The organism is Brasilonema sennae CENA114 (genome assembly GCF_006968745.1).
Classification (GTDB): Bacteria; Cyanobacteriota; Cyanobacteriia; order Cyanobacteriales; family Nostocaceae; genus Brasilonema; species Brasilonema sennae.
The window spans coordinates 1,888,985-1,907,052 of sequence record NZ_CP030118.1; the positions used below are offsets into that span (position 1 = coordinate 1,888,985).

At 41.1% G+C, this 18,068-nt stretch carries 15 protein-coding genes; 7 read left to right on the forward strand and 8 right to left on the reverse strand.

Annotated features, from left to right (window positions below; genetic code table 11):
- Positions 1–13: 13 nt before the first annotated feature.
- On the forward strand, positions 14–2,059 hold the full coding sequence (locus DP114_RS07945; RefSeq protein WP_169265520.1) for a hypothetical protein: 2,046 nt from the start codon (positions 14–16) through the stop codon (positions 2,057–2,059).
- Between the two features lie 373 nt (positions 2,060–2,432).
- Here the strand turns inward: DP114_RS07945 and DP114_RS07950 are convergent, their stop codons facing one another.
- Genes DP114_RS07950 through ureG form a run of 4 tightly spaced genes read right to left on the reverse strand, consistent with a single transcriptional unit; the run spans position 2,433 to position 5,167 of the window.
- Positions 2,433–3,137 carry an urease accessory protein UreF gene (locus tag DP114_RS07950; protein ID WP_169265519.1) on the reverse strand — a complete coding sequence of 235 codons (705 nt, stop codon included), beginning with the start codon at positions 3,135–3,137 and terminating at the stop codon, positions 2,433–2,435.
- A complete protein-coding gene (locus tag DP114_RS07955; RefSeq protein WP_171975843.1) occupies positions 3,134–3,658 on the reverse strand; it encodes an urease accessory protein UreE in 525 nt (174 codons plus the stop codon). Before DP114_RS07955 ends, DP114_RS07950 begins: the two co-directional genes overlap by 4 nt.
- Entirely contained in the window at positions 3,655–4,503 is an 849-nt protein-coding gene (locus DP114_RS07960; RefSeq protein WP_171975844.1) for an urease accessory protein UreD, read from the reverse strand. Before DP114_RS07960 ends, DP114_RS07955 begins: the two co-directional genes overlap by 4 nt.
- The gene (gene ureG / locus DP114_RS07965) at positions 4,490–5,167 is read right to left on the reverse strand and encodes an urease accessory protein UreG (protein WP_171975845.1); all 678 of its coding nucleotides are present in this window, start codon (positions 5,165–5,167) and stop codon (positions 4,490–4,492) included. Before ureG ends, DP114_RS07960 begins: the two co-directional genes overlap by 14 nt.
- Before the next feature lie 266 nt (positions 5,168–5,433).
- Between ureG and DP114_RS07970 the strand changes: the two genes are divergently transcribed.
- A complete protein-coding gene (locus DP114_RS07970) occupies positions 5,434–6,447 on the forward strand; it encodes a WD40/YVTN/BNR-like repeat-containing protein (protein WP_171975846.1) in 1,014 nt (337 codons plus the stop codon).
- 50 nt (positions 6,448–6,497) lie between these two features.
- Here DP114_RS07970 and DP114_RS07975 read toward each other — a convergent pair whose 3' ends face one another.
- Both DP114_RS07975 and ureA read right to left on the reverse strand, forming a co-directional pair.
- Positions 6,498–6,839 carry an urease subunit beta gene (locus DP114_RS07975; RefSeq protein WP_171978142.1) on the reverse strand — a complete coding sequence of 114 codons (342 nt, stop codon included), beginning with the start codon at positions 6,837–6,839 and terminating at the stop codon, positions 6,498–6,500.
- 343 nt (positions 6,840–7,182) lie between these two features.
- Entirely contained in the window at positions 7,183–7,488 is a 306-nt protein-coding gene (gene ureA / locus DP114_RS07980) for an urease subunit gamma (protein WP_171975847.1), read from the reverse strand.
- Positions 7,489–9,241: 1,753 nt separating this feature from the next.
- On the opposite strand from ureA, the gene DP114_RS07985 reads away from it, so the two are divergent.
- Entirely contained in the window at positions 9,242–9,745 is a 504-nt protein-coding gene (locus tag DP114_RS07985) for an RNA recognition motif domain-containing protein (RefSeq protein WP_169265514.1), read from the forward strand.
- 70 nt (positions 9,746–9,815) lie between these two features.
- Here the strand turns inward: DP114_RS07985 and DP114_RS07990 are convergent, their stop codons facing one another.
- Positions 9,816–10,208 (reverse strand): hypothetical protein, encoded by a 393-nt coding sequence (locus DP114_RS07990; protein ID WP_169265513.1) that lies wholly within the window; start codon positions 10,206–10,208, stop codon positions 9,816–9,818.
- Between the two features lie 657 nt (positions 10,209–10,865).
- Between DP114_RS07990 and DP114_RS07995 the strand changes: the two genes are divergently transcribed.
- Both DP114_RS07995 and DP114_RS08000 read left to right on the forward strand, forming a co-directional pair.
- Positions 10,866–12,173, forward strand: coding sequence for a glycosyltransferase family 4 protein (locus DP114_RS07995; protein ID WP_169265512.1), 1,308 nt, complete (start codon positions 10,866–10,868; stop codon positions 12,171–12,173).
- A gap of 699 nt (positions 12,174–12,872) precedes the next feature.
- On the forward strand, positions 12,873–13,634 hold the full coding sequence (locus tag DP114_RS08000; protein WP_169265511.1) for a choice-of-anchor W domain-containing protein: 762 nt from the start codon (positions 12,873–12,875) through the stop codon (positions 13,632–13,634).
- A gap of 60 nt (positions 13,635–13,694) precedes the next feature.
- Here DP114_RS08000 and DP114_RS08005 read toward each other — a convergent pair whose 3' ends face one another.
- Positions 13,695–14,807: an RNA-guided endonuclease InsQ/TnpB family protein gene (locus DP114_RS08005; protein ID WP_171975848.1), complete on the reverse strand. Its 1,113-nt coding sequence runs from the start codon at positions 14,805–14,807 to the stop codon at positions 13,695–13,697.
- Positions 14,808–14,855: 48 nt separating this feature from the next.
- Between DP114_RS08005 and DP114_RS08010 the strand changes: the two genes are divergently transcribed.
- Positions 14,856–15,035 (forward strand): hypothetical protein, encoded by a 180-nt coding sequence (locus tag DP114_RS08010; protein ID WP_171975849.1) that lies wholly within the window; start codon positions 14,856–14,858, stop codon positions 15,033–15,035.
- A 282-nt stretch (positions 15,036–15,317) separates the two neighbouring features.
- Positions 15,318–17,936 (forward strand): two-partner secretion domain-containing protein, encoded by a 2,619-nt coding sequence (locus tag DP114_RS08015; protein ID WP_171975850.1) that lies wholly within the window; start codon positions 15,318–15,320, stop codon positions 17,934–17,936.
- The last annotated feature ends 132 nt before the right edge of the window (positions 17,937–18,068 follow it).

Genomic DNA, 18,068 nt, shown 5'->3' on the forward strand with positions numbered 1-18,068 from the left:
GGGGAATAAATATATGAGTCAGCCAGCATATAGCCGTTCTAAAGGTCAAGTATTGCGTCGATATGAACCAGGAAGTGTTGCGACAATTCCTGCCGGAACTATTCAAGTTTATAGACATTTTGCCAGAAAAGTAGACGAACTTAGCAGAAAATTACAAGATGCTGTGCGCCAAGAACTTTATCGTTGGGAGCATAAAGATGCTCAAATGACGGCATTTGAAAACTACACTGCAGAATGTGTTTTTGTTATCACCCAATCAGTTAATGGTAAAAGATTAGAAGTTCGAGAGTGTGCCAACTGCGGAGCTATTCGTTACATAAAGCAATGGAGAGGAGACCCAGATGCACCCTGCCATCGTTGTAATCATCCAACCCTAAATGAAATACCCTTTGTTTTTGCTCATACTGATGGCACGATGATTCAGTTAACTCCCAGAATTTGTCCGCATCACGGTACAGATTATTTAGTATTGGAAAGGGGCTACCTAAAGCGATGGCGGTGTAAGGTTGACGGCTGTAGTCATGCAGAAACAATAGTCCTTCCTTTACCTAAAAATTCTATCATGAAGCGTTCTGAGGTCGTGAATTCTATAGAGGGAAAAACAGGTAAGCCGCCTAGCCAAATGATGTCTTTGACGAACGTTTCTGATAATAAGCTTCAGGTAGTTCATTCGCTTTCTCGAATTAATCCTACTCCAAATGTTGAGAAGTTTCTTGGCTATTCTGAATCTCTTCAAATCCTTTTAGCTATACATCTAGATTATTTTAAGCATCAGTGTAAAAATATTTCTGAATTAACAGAAATTATTCGGGTTCTTGGTCAAGGCAGTCAGGAAGACCAAAAAGAATTAGAGCAACTACTGAAAACCCTGCAATTGAGCGGCTTGGATGAGGTACAAATTAAAAAAATTCTAGCTAACAGAAAACAAGTTAAAGAGAGCGAGGCTGGTGGACCAATTGTTGCTGACTTAAGAAAAGCTTTAACGCAACTTTCGCCCAATACCCTACAACTATTAGGAGATGCTAAGACAGAAAAAGAAACACGCGATCGCAGAGAAAATATAACAGCTGCTCAGGAGAATGCTCGTACCCTTAGAGAACAGCTCGGTGACTATGCTGTGTTGCTAGATTTACAGGCTGAAAACCTTGATGAGGCTGTAACACATTTAGCTGGGATTAACTCCCCATTCTATGCCAATTTGTCAGCGGCAGGTTCTTTAATGCGTAAGAGCTTGGGCATAAATCAGGTGATGGTCATTAAAGACTTGCCTGTCTTGCATCTTGCCTACGGATATACTCGCTTATCTCACCAACCGGAAGCCTCTGTATTGTGGGCATTTGACCGCAAGAACTTTGATTTGGCAGGCGAGGAACCAAAAGGAAATTGGATTCCCATGCCAGTTTACAAACTTAAAACTGAAGCCCTTTTGTTCCAATTCGATGCCAAACGGATTGTTAGATGGCTCCATGCCAATAATTTAGCTCCCGCTCCAACTAGTATTAGCGAACCAACACTCTGGCTATTAGAGCACCACAGTCGGATTACTAGCCGTAGTGGTCCCGCATTTAACGATACTTTGCCTCCAGATTTTCTAATTCCCTGGTTAGTAAGTTCGGCGCTACACAGTGCTAATCATCTTTTAATTAAAGCGATCGCTGACCAAAGTAGCTTCGGTGAAACTGCTCTTTCTGAACATTTACTTTTTAGTCTGAACCAAACAATAATTTTTGTAAATCGCTTGCAAGAATTTTCTCTTGGCGGACTGAAAACCTTTTTTGAGCAGCGTTTGGATCAAGCATTTCAAAGCCTTTTGCAAGAAAGAGGCGACTGTATGTTTGACCCCTACTGTGAAGAGTCTTTGGGAGGAGCTTGTAATGGATGTTTGCATTTACCAGAGGTCGTTTGTCGCCTATTTAATAATGCTCTCAGCCGTATATTACTTTACGGTGGTGAAATTAGCACAAATATGGAGGGCGTTGAAAGAACTCTCTGGAATAGTCTATCCTCCCTAGTTGAGAGTGATCAATTTATTGGTTTGTGGGATAGCAGTGTAGATTAGCAGTACTCATCAGCTCGCTGTGGGCAGGTAGGGAGTCACTTGTCTCCTCAAGGGAAGGGTTTTTACCTTCATTCAAGGGTCAGTTATGAGATTTTGGGTTGTTTACCCACGTTCTCACCTTGGGCTATAATGCTGTTTTCACAAGGTTATTACCCCTACTATTGTTCAATTCCTCCTTTAGATTGTGATTTGTTGATTATAGGACTTACGCAAAAACTCTTTTAAACCCTCTTAACTATGCGCTAAGGCGCACGCTACGCGAACGTGACGGACACTCTCCTCAACGGGGGGAACCCCCGCACGGAGGTGTCCTCCTCTTTGCGTCCTTTGCTGTTCATTTCTTGATTATTTTGCCTAAGCCCTGTAAGAACAATTAACTAGCAAATAATCTCTGAGCGAGTTTTTGATGCCGCATTTGGGCGATATCTATAGTAGGAGTACAAGACCACATTTGCTCCAGACTCATTGATGCAGCAGTGTGGTAGGCTGTCTCAATCTCTGGTGCTAGCTGAAGCAAAACTCGTTGTGCTTGCAGATGTCCCACAACACTCAAACGGATAGCAGCCCCCAACAACCCAGTGACGAAGCTATGCAAAAAACCCAGCACTGTATCCTGTTCACTCAAAAGAGCTGCTCTACCAACTACAGCAAAGACAACTGGATGTAAGCAATTAATTTTACCAATAGCCGCATCTTGATTTAAAATGTCTAATTGAGAATCTTGCCAAGTTGAACTGGCAACCATGAGCAAGGCGCGTCCGCTTTTGCGCTGGGTTTCGCGCGTTTTCTCAACTAAGGTTTGAGCAAATAATCGAGCATCTGCGGTTCGTACTGCTTCCAAGTCAGCGATCGCACTTCCTCGGTAGGCGTGGATCAATGCTACTGTATCTGTAACTCCTACCTTATTACGTAATAATAGCCGCAAAAAAGTTTGCAAGTCTTCTGAACCACGGAGTTGATTTTCTTGGACTAAGGATTCTAAGCCGTGAGATAAAGTAAAAGAGCCAGAGGGGAAGAAAGAATCAGACAACTGCATTAAGGTGAGTTGTTGGGCGAACACGGATGCAGGTAAACTCATGAGCCGTGATCGTGATGACTGTGTGGAGAAAAGTCGAGATGTTGTTGGGGCGATCGCAGTTCAAAGTCAATCTCTAACCCAGGAATCTGAAAATCCCGAACGGTTGATTCCATAACTTCTACATCTGCTGCTAATTGAACGTAGAGCTTACCATCTTGCACAATAATAGGCCAATGGTGATTACCCAAGACATGACCGAGATGAATTAATTCAATCGGATGCTCAGTAACTGGCTTAGTAAAACTAAGTACCATGACCTTTTGCTCTTGCAGATGAACAAGTAGTAATTTACCTTCTTCCGTTTCTAAAACATCTCCTTCCCGCAGTGCCCAATCTCGACTTTTCACAATTCCTACAGCCGCACCAGTGGTAGTGTGAGCGTGAATTCGACCTTTACGGCTATCAGTTTGACTGATATGAACTTCCAAGCAAAGTGCTGAAAAACGAGCTTTTTCTATCCGTTCAGATAAGCTGACATTTTCTTTTGAATTGCCCAGGTAAATTTCTGCTAATTCAGTCATAAATCATTGGGTAAAAGAGGTTGATCAATAGAGCGACGCACGCAGTTTAAAGCGTTTTTTAAAAACTTTTTGAGTTCATGAGTCCCACTCGCCATAGCTCTAATCAGCAAACCTTTGTTTCTTGGTAATATTGAGCTTGCGACAGTCAAACCTGAGCAGTTAGCTGCTTCGAAATTTTCTACATTTTTACTTACAAATTCGAGATTTATCTCAGGTAAAACAACAATTATATTACCAATCATAGGTGAAGAAGCAAATAGATTAGTCTTAGTAAAAAGATTTTCTTTTCCTTCTAAGCGCATCGCATCAGTAAACCATAGCTCTCCACAAGTAGAACTCACTTGCAAGCGACTAAAATAGTGATTAAATTGGTACAATTCTCCTCTAGCAAGCCTTCCAGGTAAAATCATTTCACTCAAAAATAATCTTCCAGTTGGATGAATCTTGATATTTATACTTTGCTCCAAAGTCGCATCAGTAAAGAAAATTAACGGTTCTGGTACAAATTCTAACGTTGCGCCTTCCCCAATTTCAATTTCATAATTGGTTGTCGCTTTTGAGCCTGCTATAGGCATCGAATGAACTTTAGTTGCAGCTTGTTCCGTAAGATAAACGCTAGTATGATCTGCGAGTTGCAAAGATACATTCAACTCATCTTGTGCGAGTAAACCTGGAGATGTGCTCATAACATAGAGATAAGCACGCTGAAAATCAGCATCATCGAGATAAAATACCGGAGATACCCTCAAAGGATAAGCTGTGTATTGATGGCTGAGAATAGTTTGACCAAAGCGATTACACTTGAGCCCTAACTCCAAGTTATAGCGCTTCTCATCTGCGTCCATCTACTTCGGCGTCCATGTGCAGTTCCTCAATTTTTTGATGTATTACAGAAGCACTGCGAAACAGAACTGTCTCCAGAATAAAATCGATTATCTCGTCTAATCCTTCTCCCGTCTTGCAATTAGTATATGCAATAGGTTTACCTCGACGGTATACCGGGGCTTCTTTCCGGATTAACTCCAAATCAGCACCAACATAAGGAGCAATATCAATTTTATTAACCACTGCTAAATCAGCTTGTACAAAGCCAGGACCATTTTTGCGAGGGATATCATCTCCCGCACCTACATCAATCACAAAAATATACGAATCCACCAAATCATAGCTAAAAGTGGAGGCAAGATTATCACCACCACTTTCAATCAAGATTAAGTCTAATTCAGGAATGAGTAACTCAAAATCCTTTACTGCTAAAAGATTCATACTCGGATCTTCCCGAATTGCTGTGTGCGGACAGCTACCCGTTTCTACTCCGACAATCCGTTCTGGAGGTAAAAATCCGCGACTTTTGAGTCGATCTGCATCTTCCGTAGTTAGTAAGTCATTAGTGACAACTGCTACTTCAATGCCCTGATTCATCAATGTTGGGACTATAGACTCTATTAGAGCTGTTTTTCCGCTTCCTACTGGTCCCCCAATCCCCAGTCGAGCTGCTGACTTTAGCATAGCTAATCTATCCTGCTTGAACTCTTGGAGACTGCTAGTATAATCAGACCCTAGCTATCTTCACTATTCTACAGTAGTCGTTACATACAAACGCAGCTATAAGAGTCCTGCTTAAAATGATGGACACTTATCCTCATGCTTAGGACTGAGTTCAGGGTTGAACGAATTCACTACAGTAGATTAAGAAGTAGGTGCTGAAGGAGTGAGCCATTTAGTGCAACAGATGCTCATAGTGGCAGCACCGATGAGGTTTGGAGGTTCAAACAATGGATAATACTCTACAGCAAATAGTCGAGCAGGTTGAGCCGACTTCGCACAAGCAAACAGATACAGATTTTGCCAATGCCTCTGCGACGATACACAAACCCGTAATAATAGCAGGAACATCTGATGGCTTGCTGTTTCTCGATTCCAGGCAATATGTTGAACTTGAAGGTCATTCCATCACTGCTCTTGCCTCAAGTCCAGATGGGTTGTGGGTTATAGTTGATCGCAACTCGGTATGGCATCGTAACCTAGAAGGCGAGTGGCATCAAATAACTTCAATTGATGATTTAAAGCTAAATTGCATCCTGCCTTACAATGACTCAGTTCTAGTCGGAACATCACAAGCTCATCTCATCCGCATTGCAGACGGAAACACGAATCGCATCAATTGCTTTGAGACGGCTGAGGGACGAGATGAATGGTATACGCCGTGGGGTGGTCCTCCAGATGTTCGTTCGATGGCTATAGGTCAATCTGGTGAACTCTACGTGAATGTGCACGTTGGAGGCATTTTGCGCTCCGATGACCAGGGAAAGTCATGGCAACCTACCATCGACTTTCATGCAGATGTCCATGAGGTGCTGACTGTTCCATCTCATCGAGATCTTGTGCTAGCGGCTACAGCCCAGGGGCTGGCTGTGAGTAAAGATAGAGGGAATTCTTGGAGGTTTTCACACGAAAACCTACATGCTGCTTACGCACGAGCCATAGCTGTGTGTGAAGAAACCATTTTGATGACTGCTTCTACTGGTCCAAGTGGTCACAAAGCAGCCATCTATCGACACCCACTCGACAAGCCAGGAGCCTTCGAGAAATGTGAGCGAGGGCTGCCGGAGTGGTTCAATAACAATATCAACACGGGAACTCTTTCTACGTCAGGGAATTTAGCTGCTTTCGGAACCACTGACGGTCAGGTCTTTTTCTCGGATGATGCTGGCAGTACGTGGAAGCAAGTTGCAGCGGATTTGGCTTCAATCTGCTGTCTGAATCTTATGGCGACTTCCAAGAAATAAATTACAGCACAATAGGGGCGCTCTTACTTGCGCCCTTGCTCGTTCTAAAATCATTTTTTCTGTTTCTCTAAAGACCCATTCACTAATCCATTAAAACCATAGATTTCACGGCTACCACCGAATGGGACTAACTCAACTTCTCTTTCATCTCCTGGTTCAAATCTAATTGCTGTCCCCGCTGGAATATTTAAGCGCTTACCGTAAGCTTTACTGCGCTCAAATTGTAGACCTTTTTTGTCTTGACTGCCATCATTAACTTCATAAAAGTGGAAATGAGAACCAACTTGAATTGGGCGATCGCCTTGATTACTAACTCTAATTTTGGTAATCTCTCGCCCACCATTGAGTTCGATTGGTTCTGATTTAGTAATTATTATCTGTCCTGGAGTCATTGCTATTTTTTCGACTTTAATCGAGGAAGCCTCGTTGTTAAAGTTTTTACCCTCAATCTTAACATTTCTCAGGTCACCGACATTACTAGTAAAGATTTTACTCCTACCCCTAAATTCCTCGTCTTCGTATATCGTGACTTTCATGCCTGCTGGCACTGTTAAGGAACTGAGCTTATTGTCACCAATTCCCAAATCGTAAATCTTATACTCCCCTTCTCCCAGTTCCTTGTGATTTCCCTTGTAGTTAGGAGCTTCATAAATCACTACTTTGTTACTTGTATACATTTATAATTGCCCTTACTCTCAACTCATAATCTAAAATTCTGCATCTTTTCGGGAGATTTTAGTCTTGAATGGGATTATGTACTGTTACTAATTTTGTTCCATCAGGAAAGGTTGCTTCTACTTGCACTTCATGGATCATTTCTGGTATTCCATCCATAACATCATCCCTTTTCAATAACTTTCCTCCCTCACTCATTAATTGACTCACAGTTTTTCCTTCTCTTGCGCCTTCTAAAATAGCAGCAGATATATACGCGACGGCTTCGGGGTAATTTAGCTTTAACCCCTTGTCTTTACGTCTTTGTGCTACTAGAGCCGCTGTAAAAATGAGCAGTTTATCTTTTTCTTGAGGTGATAGTTGCATAAAAGTTTTCCTTTAATGACATTTGTAGTTTGTATTTACTTTACTCAATTCTCTTCTCTTTTCAAAAATTTTATGAGTATTATTTGCAGTAGTAATTTTTGTTTCAGCGTTGAGAAAAATAGTATTTAAAAAATTTTCAGCGGAAGTAAACATTCTTTCTGAAATTAAGATATACTCGTCTAATTAACCAATTTTACCCCAGTGGGGGATACGATGATAACTGTCCCATTAGTCATTGGGAGGCACTGCGTTGGGGAGGACAGTGCCGTGGGCGGGTTTCCCGACTTGAGGCACCTGTCCGTTGAGCCAGTACTTGATGAGGGTCTCCCGACCTAGGTATCTGGGGCGTCCGGGTTCCCCGACAGTCACGCATGTGCCGTTCATTAGTATTACTTTTCACTTTGAACAAACGGATGAAAAAACTGTTTTCCGTGGAATAAGTTAAATTAATGAAAAAACGAAAAAACCGAGTCATCCCCTGGCGCTTCTCCCACCACTCGCCCTCGTCGCAAAGCGTGTCCGCAGGACAAGCGAGCATACTTTGAATTCCCGAAAGAATGGGAGACTTACGCCGAACTTGTCAAATATACAGCGAGTTAGATCCTTAAGCATCGTTGGAGGCAGGGTTATCCGGAATTAAGCAACAAGATTTCCAAAGTGCGATACGCACAAACTAAAGCCTCGGGCTTATCGCCATCCTAGAACCACTAACCCAAAGAGTTGGTTACAGTAACATTTCTTTACAAGCGCAAATTGGGTTAATTGTAGCTTATGCAAAAAGCGCTAACATCCCAAGGACGACCGCTTTATGCGAAACTCTCACTCAAAGTTAAAATTCTGAAGTACAACAGTGTGCAAATCACACTTTAAAGAGATTGACATTTTTTTGACAATGATATAAAAGTTACTAATTTAGAGCCTTTGGAGCAAGACACGAGATCCAAACTCTGCAAACTCATAGCGGTACAAGCATCTACGGTCCTCATTCCATTTGGTCTACTGTTTAAGCCGTTGCAACGGAGGCGGTTGGAGCATACATTTTGTTAAAAAGTTAGTCATTAGTCACTAGACCTCTCCAAAAATGGCTATGAAACCTTTACAACGCTTGCACTAAAAATCGATTTTTGGAGAGATCTACTAGTGATTTGACTTTTTACTGTACACTTAATAACTTCGCACGGCGATTTGTAAACAAAAGTTGCACAATTTTCAATAAAATGTTAAATTTCTTTATATTAACAGCAATAGCCGATATACCGTGGGTTCCAAGCTTGCTTATCTGTGCGGCAGCTTGCGATACATAGCATTTTTCTCCCCAACACAGCAGTTAATCAGCCAGTAACTGGCTGGTTTTTGTTTATTATGATATGAAACTGTAGAAAAAGTGTATTTGATGCTACTATGCAATTATGGTATTGCTATAAATGTCTAATATGAACTGGCTGCGTGTAAAATAGCGTGATAATGTAGGGAATGGTGTTTGATTCTTTGGAAAAATGAAGGGTTGAAGAACTTTCGAGTTATAAGCAGTACGCAGTAAAATTCCAAATTCTTAGAATAAAGGTGTCGTTAGAATTGTGCGCTTTTGTATTAAGCAAGCTTTATCCTGGTAAAAAACTGTATTGTATAGGTTAACAGTTCGCAGAAAAAAATTGGTTTATGGCAGAATTGCTCAACAGTATTTATATAAAGCCACAGCCAAGCTACTGTTTTTTGCCTGGTCGTTTTCACTCAACTTGTGGAGGTTTAGTTCATGTCGATTCGCCTATACATAGGTAATTTGCCCAAAGAAGAAATAGATCGTCAAGAGCTGCAGGCAGTTTTTGCAGCAGAAGGCGATGCTGTTACCACAAAACTGATTAAAGACCGAAAAACTGGCAAGTGTCGTGGTTTTGGTTTTCTTACAGTCAATAATGACGAACAAGCAGACCAAATTATTGAAAAGTACAACGGTCAGTTGTTCAAAGACACTGCGATCAAACTCGAAAAAGCATTACCTCGTACCAAAGGAGAGGAAAATAACGAGGAGCAACCAACTAAAGTTATTACTCATCCTACAACTAATAACTCTAGTCCTACTCCAGCAAAAGAAAACAACCGTAGAGAAAAAAGCTCCAAGAAGTCTCGTCGTGGTGGCGGTGTTCGGGAAAACACACCAGCAACCGCTACTAGCGACGACGCGATTCGTCCAGATCCCAGGTGGGCTAATGAGTTGGAAAAGCTCAAGCAAATGCTTGCTGCACAAACGACGAGTTAAACTTCAACCAGGAAAGATTAAAAATTAAAAGTCAAGATTGTTGATTTTTAATTTTTAATCTAAATATCCCTTAGGTATTAATGGGAAGCTGTAACCATACTTGTAAGTGCGATCGCAACTCTTGGGCAAAATCTGATCGCTGGCTATACCTTTTTGTGCGAATAGGCTTGCGTTCTGGATCTAGCGTCCACCCATAGTCGCTACTCAGACGCAGCTTGTCTTGCCAATCTGAAATGGAAACGACAAGTCCAGATGCAGGGCTATTGTCTACACCTTGTACACGGAATACATAGTTGAAAGTATTTTGTTTACCAGGAGCGACAGTAGAGGGTTGCCCACATTCTACCAACAGTCGCGATCGCACTTGTTCGACAAGACCAGGTTTTACCAATTCTTCCAAAGTCCGAACCGCCAAAGTTAGGACAAAGTAAAATTCTTCCACAGGAACAAATTCTAATTGCATATAGTATCTTTCAGAGTGTGCCGGAGACTGAAGTCTCGAATCATTTTGTCAGATTGCTTATGTCGTCAATTAACTTACCATTTGTTGAGATATCCCTAGCTAGAAATTAACAGATGGTTGATTTTAACTTTTTGTCTTAAATTACGAAGTAAAAAATAAGACATTGAGAGACGCATCGCTAAAAATTAGTATCATTAATAACTTTCAATTATCATTAACAGGTTTTTATAAGTCATATTTGTTCAATAAGATTCTTACCTTGGGAAGTTGTCCTTGGAAATTTCGTAGTCAATTAGGTAGATTTTATCAATCATAGAAAGTAACTTTTTCATGTGCAATAGTCTTTTTTTATACTTGTGACCGAGAATTTTTTCGACGAAATAGTACGGTGATCTAGATGGATAAAACTCTATATATGTCAGGATCATTACAAAAGTTATGTTTTTTTATTAAGAAAATAAGATAAAAATATAGCCAAGCAATGATTCAAGTAAGTATAAATATTTACAAACATGAAAAATTACCTCTAGTAGCAGATGTATAAAAGTTTTGTGATCTTAAAATATAATAAAGATTAATTAAAATTTGCGAGAGGTAAAAGTCTAGTTGCATACGCAATTTGCCTAGTACCTCTTAACCAGAAGACACCAACAAACTATGAACTCTAGAACTGAACAACGCGTCGCCCTAATTTCCGTACACGGTGATCCGGCTGTTGAGATTGGGAAAGAAGAGGCTGGAGGACAAAACGTTTACGTGCGCCAAGTAGGAGAAGCACTAGCCAAGCTTGGATGGCAAGTAGATATGTTTACTCGCAAAGTGAGTGCGCAACAAGAAACAATAGTTCAACATAGCCCAAACTGTCGAACCATTCGCTTAGAAGCCGGCGCTGTTGAATTTGTACCGCGAGACGATTTGTTCGCAAACTTGCCAGAATTTGTAGAGAAATTTCTCCAATTCCAGCAAGAAAATGGCTTCGTATACTCTTTGGTTCATACAAACTACTGGCTTTCTAGTTGGGTAGGAATGCAGTTGAAGGAAAAACAAGGGAGCAAGCAGGTTCACACATACCACTCCCTAGGAGCAGTTAAGTACAACACGATTGATGTGATTCCTTTGGTTGCTGCAACCAGGCTAGCAGTAGAAAAACAGGTGTTAGAGACAGCCGAACGAATCGTTGCAACAAGTCCGCAGGAAAAAGAACATATGCGATCGCTTGTTTCCACAGAAGGAACCATCGACATTATTCCCTGCGGTACAGATATCGCACAGTTTGGTTGTATAGATCGACAAGCAGCAAGAGCTAAGTTGGGAATCGACCCAGAAGCGAAACTTGTCATGTATGTAGGGCGTTTTGATCCACGCAAAGGCATAGAAACACTAGTGCGTGCTGTCGGACAGTCTCAATTGCGAGGACCTTCTTCAAAGCTGCAGTTAATGATTGCTGGTGGTAGCCGCCCAGGTCAAAGCGATGGAATCGAGCGCGATCGGATTGAGAGTATTGTCGCCGAATTAGGGATGAACGACTTTACGACTTTCCCCGGTCGTGTCGAGCAAGAAATGCTGCCATATTACTACGCCGCTGCTGATGTTTGTGTTGTTCCCAGTCACTATGAACCTTTTGGACTAGTGGCTATTGAAGCAATGGCAAGTAAAACACCAGTTGTAGCTAGTGATGTCGGTGGACTTCAGTTTACAGTTATCTCTGAAGAAACTGGTTTACTTGCACCACCACAAGATGTCGCTGCTTTCTCTACTGCAATTGATCGAATTCTGAGCAGTTCCCAATGGCGAGACGAGTTGGGTGAAGCTGCCAGAAAACGCGTAGAAACAAAGTTCAGTTGGGAAGGAGTTGCATCTGATCTTGCTCAACTTTACACTCAATTGTTAGAGGATAAACCTGAAATAACACAACCGGAAATTTCCCCCGAAGACACACAAAAAGAAGCAATCTTGGCGAGTTAATATCAAATGTAAGAAGTTAATTTTTAAAAACTAAACTTTTTATTGTTAATTTCTTACACTTCGACGAATATCGATTATCTCTACGTCGAGACACAACTTGCGATCGTACATTTAAAATTTTTCACAATATTTGTTTCGGATAACAATACGGTTCCGTTCAAACAGTGAACAGTCAACAGGAACTGATAACTGATAACTGTATTGTTTCGGCGCAGACTTCTTTATGAAGTCTTTTTATTTTTTATGCATTTTTATGCATTCCTAGTTATTCCATAATCTTCATATTACGACTTAAGCACCATCTGCCAGAAACCCTTCGGCTACGCTCAGGGCAAGCCCGGTTTCTTCGTTCGTCTTTGGTTGCGAAACAGACGATTTTTGGTATAAACCAGGTTTCTTTGCGTATTTTTATATATATAAAAAACTTATATAATCAGATTGTTTTCCGAGTATTTCCCTAGTTTGAAAAAGTGAAAATTTCATGTTCAGTAAAATTTTCTGTAAAGTCCGACTCTTTTTATCGCTATTTCAGGAAGCCATATCCTAACGTGTGGAGATAGAAATGACGAACAAAGAACTCAGATCTCAGCTTGGGAATTCTTTCTTCACGCTGTTCAAGGTTTGAAAGTTATGGCTCGGGGTTTGGTCAAAATTACACAAAAAATTTCGTCAATTGAAGAATAAAACTAAGGAGATACCATGCTTTCTATACGCAAATCTATCAATAACAGCAAATCACTGATTGTAGTAGGACTAGCCACGTTGGGTTTATTTTTGTTACCTAACTCTGCCAAAGCCCTGACAATCGTTGATAGAACAGGATTTACTGATACAGATTTTGAGAATCTACTCCGTAATGGGCAATTTTCTGAATCGTTTGTTACCGAAGGACGAATTGGTAACAACAGTTTAGACACAACAGAACGTGAATTAGGAATAAATACACCAATAAGACCTAATGCTAATGGAGAATTAAGCGGTGGAAACCCTGTTGCTGCAGGTGAGTACGTCTGGGGTAATCGTCAAGGGGCAAACTTCTCCTTGGAATATACAGGAAGCACAATCAATTACACTGTCGGTGGTCAAACACTGACTAGCAATGCGTTTAGTGGCCCGGTGACTGATATCTTCCTGCGCACTTTTGCCAGCAATAATGGTAATGTCGCATTGACTAACCTGGCTTTTGACAACCAAGTATTTGGCGGTTTGTCGTCTTCATCTATCAACAACAGCCAAGACACAGACTATATCCAACTCAGCAATATATCTTCTCCTTTCACCCTAACTGGTCAAGCCTTAATAGGTTGGACGGGTATAACACCCGCGCGTTCTCAAGTAGCATATCAAATTAAAGTTGGCAGTTCCTCAACCACGAAGAGTGTACCTGAACCAGGAACAGTTGGTGCCATCTTCTTAGCGACAGTGGCAGGTATAGCTTATGGCAGAAGAAAAAAAGTGTAGGACGTAGTAATTTAGACTTTTATTTCACGCTGATTTACCCTACAGTTTAATCCCCTCCCCTTAATAAGCTACGCTGTACACACAAGTCATCGAATGTCCACAACTTTTGCAGTTGTAAGTTCTTTCTTTTAGCGGCATATCCTGAATATGTCGACAATTTGAACAGGTTTTACTTGATGGGAACCAACGGTCAGCAATGATTATTTCACTACCAAACTTTTTAGCTTTATATTCCAACTGGCGTTTAAACTCATGGAAACCACAATCAGCAATTACTTGAGCTAATTTATGGTTAGCTAGCATTCCGGAAACATTTAGATCTTCTACTACTATTTTTGCGTGGTTTTTGCATAAGAAAGTAGTGAGTCCACTTGCCGTCTTGGCGGCTTCCGTCACGATGGCAAAGTGGCGAACCCGAAGGGTGATTTGGTGAAGAGTATTCTTCCTGAGATTGGCTACCCTAGCATGATGTTTAGCTAGTTGAGTTTTGGCTTTATGTCTGTTGTTATATCCTTTAACTTTTCTCGAAAATTTTCTAGACAGTCTTCCGAGTTTTTCTAAGTTAGTTTTATAGTGTTTGGGATTAGGAAAAACCACACCAGTAGACAGTGTAGCCAATTCCTTGACATCTAAATCAACTCCCACAACACCCTGCTGTTTGGTGCTTGGTTCATGTTCCTGCTGATAAGTGAAAGCAATAAACCAACTGTCAGCAGTTCGCGATATTGTGATTGATTTACATGTGGTATATGGTAAACCTTCATAAGTTTTAACGCATCCAATAGTGGGAAGTTTTATTGACTTACCACCAACAGGAATAGGTTTGCCACTTGCATCAATAGTAAAAGAATCGTGATGACCCTTCTTTTTGAAATTAGGATAGCTACCAATGCCCGTAAAGAATCTGGAGAAAGCGTCACCTAAGTTATCAAAAGCATATTGAGTTATTTTTTGACAAATGCCTTTTTCTTTAATCCACTCAAACTCAGGTTTTACGTGGTTGTTAAAGAACTTTTTAAGAATGTATTTGTTAGGCTTTAACCCATCTTTAAACAAGCTATTCCAAGTTGCCAAACCCCAGTTGTAAGTAAATCTAGCTATTCCAGCATGTTTACTCATTATTATTTCTTGAGTTTTACTTAGTTTTAACTTTGTCTTGATGGATAAAAGCATTGTTTCGACTCTTTATGGTCTGCTAGTATTAGTATATCAATAGTAGCAATGACTTTTAAAAAGAAACATAAACTAGGTTTCACCAGTGATCGCCCGTTCGATAAAGACCCTGTATGCTTTAAGGTATTGCCAGGAGTTAAGGACAAGCTAAAAGCCGTTCCTGACTGGCAAGAAAGGCTTAGAGGATTTGTCGATGAGCTAATTAAAGGTGTAGATCATTGTCAATAGAAGTGTAGGCTTGTCTACGTTCTTGGCGGCTTAGGACAAGCTCCAAATCCAATCTGCTTAAGTATTCCAAGAGCTACACAATTGAATCTGTAAACATTACAACGTTTTGTCAAAAAATCTTACAAACAAGTTTTAGTATCGTACAAACCTGATATTGGTACTCAAGAGCTACAATTTTACTCCTTCGAGATTATTTTTCATTGGCATAACTGCAAACCAGATCGTAGGGCTACAGCAATGGTGTGCCCCCCAGAGCCAATCCCATCATCCAAAACTTGTAAAATGCTGACAATCAAACTGGTGCATCATACCCTCAAATTCCTCACCTTAGGCGTAGCAACCATAGCAACTCTTGCGCCTATCACCAGCGCTGTTGCGCAACAAGTGACTCCTGATGGAACTGTATCCACCACAGTTACCACTCCTGATGGCAAAAACTTTAACATCAATGATGGTACAACAAGAGGAGGAAACCTTTTTCACAGCTTCAAAGAATTTTCTGTTCCCACAGGCGGTTCGGCTAACTTTAACAATGCAGCCAATATACAAAACATTATCAACCGAGTCACGGGTGGTTCTATTTCTAATATTGATGGTTTGATAAAAGCAAATGGCGCAGCTAACGTGTTCTTACTCAATCCAGCAAGGATTATCTTTGGACCAAATGCCAGTTTGAATATTGGTGGTTCATTTTTAGGAACTACAGCGCACAGTTTCCTATTTGACAATGGATTTGAGTTTAGCGCCACCAATCCCCAAGCACCGCCACTGTTAACGATAAATGTTCCGATTGGGTTGGGATTTCGGAATAATCCTGGAAACATTCAGGTACGAGGATCAGGGCACGGAGTTAACTATGATAATCTTGCTAAGCCAGGTGAGCGTAACCAATTTGACTCGAACGTTACAGGATTGCAAGTCGAACCCGGAAAAACCTTAGCACTCGTAGGAGGGAATGTCTCTGTTGAGGGTGGTGTACTCAGGTCAAAAGGAGGACGTATTGAAATCGGCAGTTTTGATAGCAATCAAATTGTAAATCTCGTCCCAGCACAATCTGAAGGTTTTTCACTAGCTTATCAAGGCACGCCCAGTTTTCGAGACATTGAGTTTTCTGGTCAAGCGTTTGCTAATGTCACTGGAGATGGCAGTGGTTCTATTGCGATCAAAGGTAAGAATATCAATTTAAAATCTGAATCAGTTCTATTAGCTGATACACTTGGCCAGAAAAATGGAGGAGAAATTAGCATTGTTGGTGAGTCTATAGGTTTCAATCGCTCCAGCGTCTACAGTAACACCTTCGGTTCCGGGAATGGCGGACAAATAAAACTGGATGCGAACAACATTAAGTTTGAGAATGGCAGTCTCAGCATTCAGACAGATAACAAGGGTAAAGCTGGAGACATCAACATTCGTGCAAATTCTTTGGGAACTGAAGGCGGATCTGGCCTTGTGAGCTTAACGACAGAAAAAAGCACTGGTAATGCTGGAGATATCAACGTTACTGTCAATGGTCCGATAGCTATCGCCTATACAGGTATACTAACCGACTCATCTGGTACGGGTAATGCTGGCAAAATCAACATTAATGCAAATTCTTTGCAGATTGAAGAGTCGTATGTCTCTAGCGAAGTTGTAAACACAGGTCTTGCCGGAGAAATCAACTTAACGAGCGCAAACTCTCTTACGAGTAACAGCACAGTTATAAGTACTAATACTTATAGCAGAGGTGACGCTGGAAAAATCAATATTACTGCAGGTTCTTTTCGGTTTGAAGATGGAATTGTTAGTAGCCAAACGGAGAAAGATAGCACAGGTAAGGCTGGAGAAATCAACATTAATGTCGCAGGTTCTTTGGAATTACCGAACAAAGCAGGTATATCTACAAGCACTTCTGGCACTGGTGACGCTGGAAAAATTAATATCAATGCAAATTCTTTTCTACTGGAACGCTCAAGAGTCGTTAGCAGTACACAAGGAAGTGGCACAGGTAAGGCTGGAGAAATCAACATTACTGTCGCAGATCTATTTAAGATTAACGCAACAGGTGTGAACACGAACACCGACAGCAGTGGTAATGCTGGAGACTTGAAAGTGCGAGCAAAAACCTTAGTTCTTGACGGAACGGCATTGGAAGTTAATAGTACTGGTAATAGTAATGCTGGTAATTTGGAGATTGTGGCTGACACCATTAAGCTTGATAACAGTCAGCTTAACGCCAACACGAGTGGGGGACGAGGCGACATTATCGTGAATTCTGGTGACTTAATCTTGCGCCACAACAGCAAGATCGCCACTAATGCTACAGGCACGGCTAATGGAGGCAACATTGAGATTAAAACTGACAACTTAGTTGCTCTGGAAAATAGCGACATCACAGCTAATGCCCAACAAGGTTATGGAGGCAAGGTAAGCATTACAACTAAAGGTAGTAGATTTCTTTCTCCAGACAGCGATATCACCGCTTTTTCTGAAGCTGGTCTACAATTCAGTGGCACAGTGCAATTCAACACACCTGATATTGAACCCACCCGTGGGTTATTTGAGTTATCAGAAACTGTGCTCGACCCTGCACAGCAGATAGCCCTAAATCCCTGTATCAAAGGTTTTGGCAGTACTTTCACCATCACAGGACGTGGCGGATTGCCATCTGACCCCAATAAAATCCTCACTAATGACAATGTGCGCGTTGATTTAGTTGAACCTGTTCCCAGTACGGTAAGTTCAACAAGTACAACACAAAAGAAACCATCTCAACAGCCAACTGTCAAAAAGATAATACCTGCTCAAGGTTGGATATATAACGAAAAAGGTCAGGTGGTGCTGGTAGCTTATGATCCTACCAAAACTCGCCCACAACGCTCCTCACCAGCACCAATTAGTAGTTGTGCTGCAACGAGATAAAACTTTAACAGTTATCAGTTATCAGTTATCAGTTATCAATTGTTCACTGTTCACAGTTGCCTGTTAAGAAGTATCTTGTTGTTCACGAATGATTTAAGATTGCTATACTGACAATCGATACCTAAATAACAG

Bases quoted from the DNA above. Each gene is read 5' to 3' on its own strand.
- DP114_RS07970 (WP_171975846.1), top strand. From the start codon at position 5,434: ATGGATAATACTCTACAGCAAATAGTCGAGCAGGTTGAGCCGACTTCG.
- DP114_RS07990 (WP_169265513.1), bottom strand. From the start codon at position 10,208: ATGCAATTAGAATTTGTTCCTGTGGAAGAATTTTACTTTGTCCTAACT.
- DP114_RS07960 (WP_171975844.1), bottom strand. From the start codon at position 4,503: ATGGACGCAGATGAGAAGCGCTATAACTTGGAGTTAGGGCTCAAGTGT.
- DP114_RS07945 (WP_169265520.1), top strand. From the start codon at position 14: ATGAGTCAGCCAGCATATAGCCGTTCTAAAGGTCAAGTATTGCGTCGA.
- DP114_RS07975 (WP_171978142.1), bottom strand. From the start codon at position 6,839: ATGACTCCAGGACAGATAATAATTACTAAATCAGAACCAATCGAACTC.
- ureG (WP_171975845.1), bottom strand. From the start codon at position 5,167: ATGCTAAAGTCAGCAGCTCGACTGGGGATTGGGGGACCAGTAGGAAGC.
- DP114_RS07995 (WP_169265512.1), top strand. From the start codon at position 10,866: ATGAACTCTAGAACTGAACAACGCGTCGCCCTAATTTCCGTACACGGT.
- DP114_RS08015 (WP_171975850.1), top strand. From the start codon at position 15,318: ATGCTGACAATCAAACTGGTGCATCATACCCTCAAATTCCTCACCTTA.
- DP114_RS08010 (WP_171975849.1), top strand. From the start codon at position 14,856: ATGACTTTTAAAAAGAAACATAAACTAGGTTTCACCAGTGATCGCCCG.
- DP114_RS07950 (WP_169265519.1), bottom strand. From the start codon at position 3,137: ATGAGTTTACCTGCATCCGTGTTCGCCCAACAACTCACCTTAATGCAG.
- DP114_RS07985 (WP_169265514.1), top strand. From the start codon at position 9,242: ATGTCGATTCGCCTATACATAGGTAATTTGCCCAAAGAAGAAATAGAT.
- DP114_RS08000 (WP_169265511.1), top strand. From the start codon at position 12,873: ATGCTTTCTATACGCAAATCTATCAATAACAGCAAATCACTGATTGTA.
- DP114_RS08005 (WP_171975848.1), bottom strand. From the start codon at position 14,807: ATGCTTTTATCCATCAAGACAAAGTTAAAACTAAGTAAAACTCAAGAA.
- ureA (WP_171975847.1), bottom strand. From the start codon at position 7,488: ATGCAACTATCACCTCAAGAAAAAGATAAACTGCTCATTTTTACAGCG.
- DP114_RS07955 (WP_171975843.1), bottom strand. From the start codon at position 3,658: ATGACTGAATTAGCAGAAATTTACCTGGGCAATTCAAAAGAAAATGTC.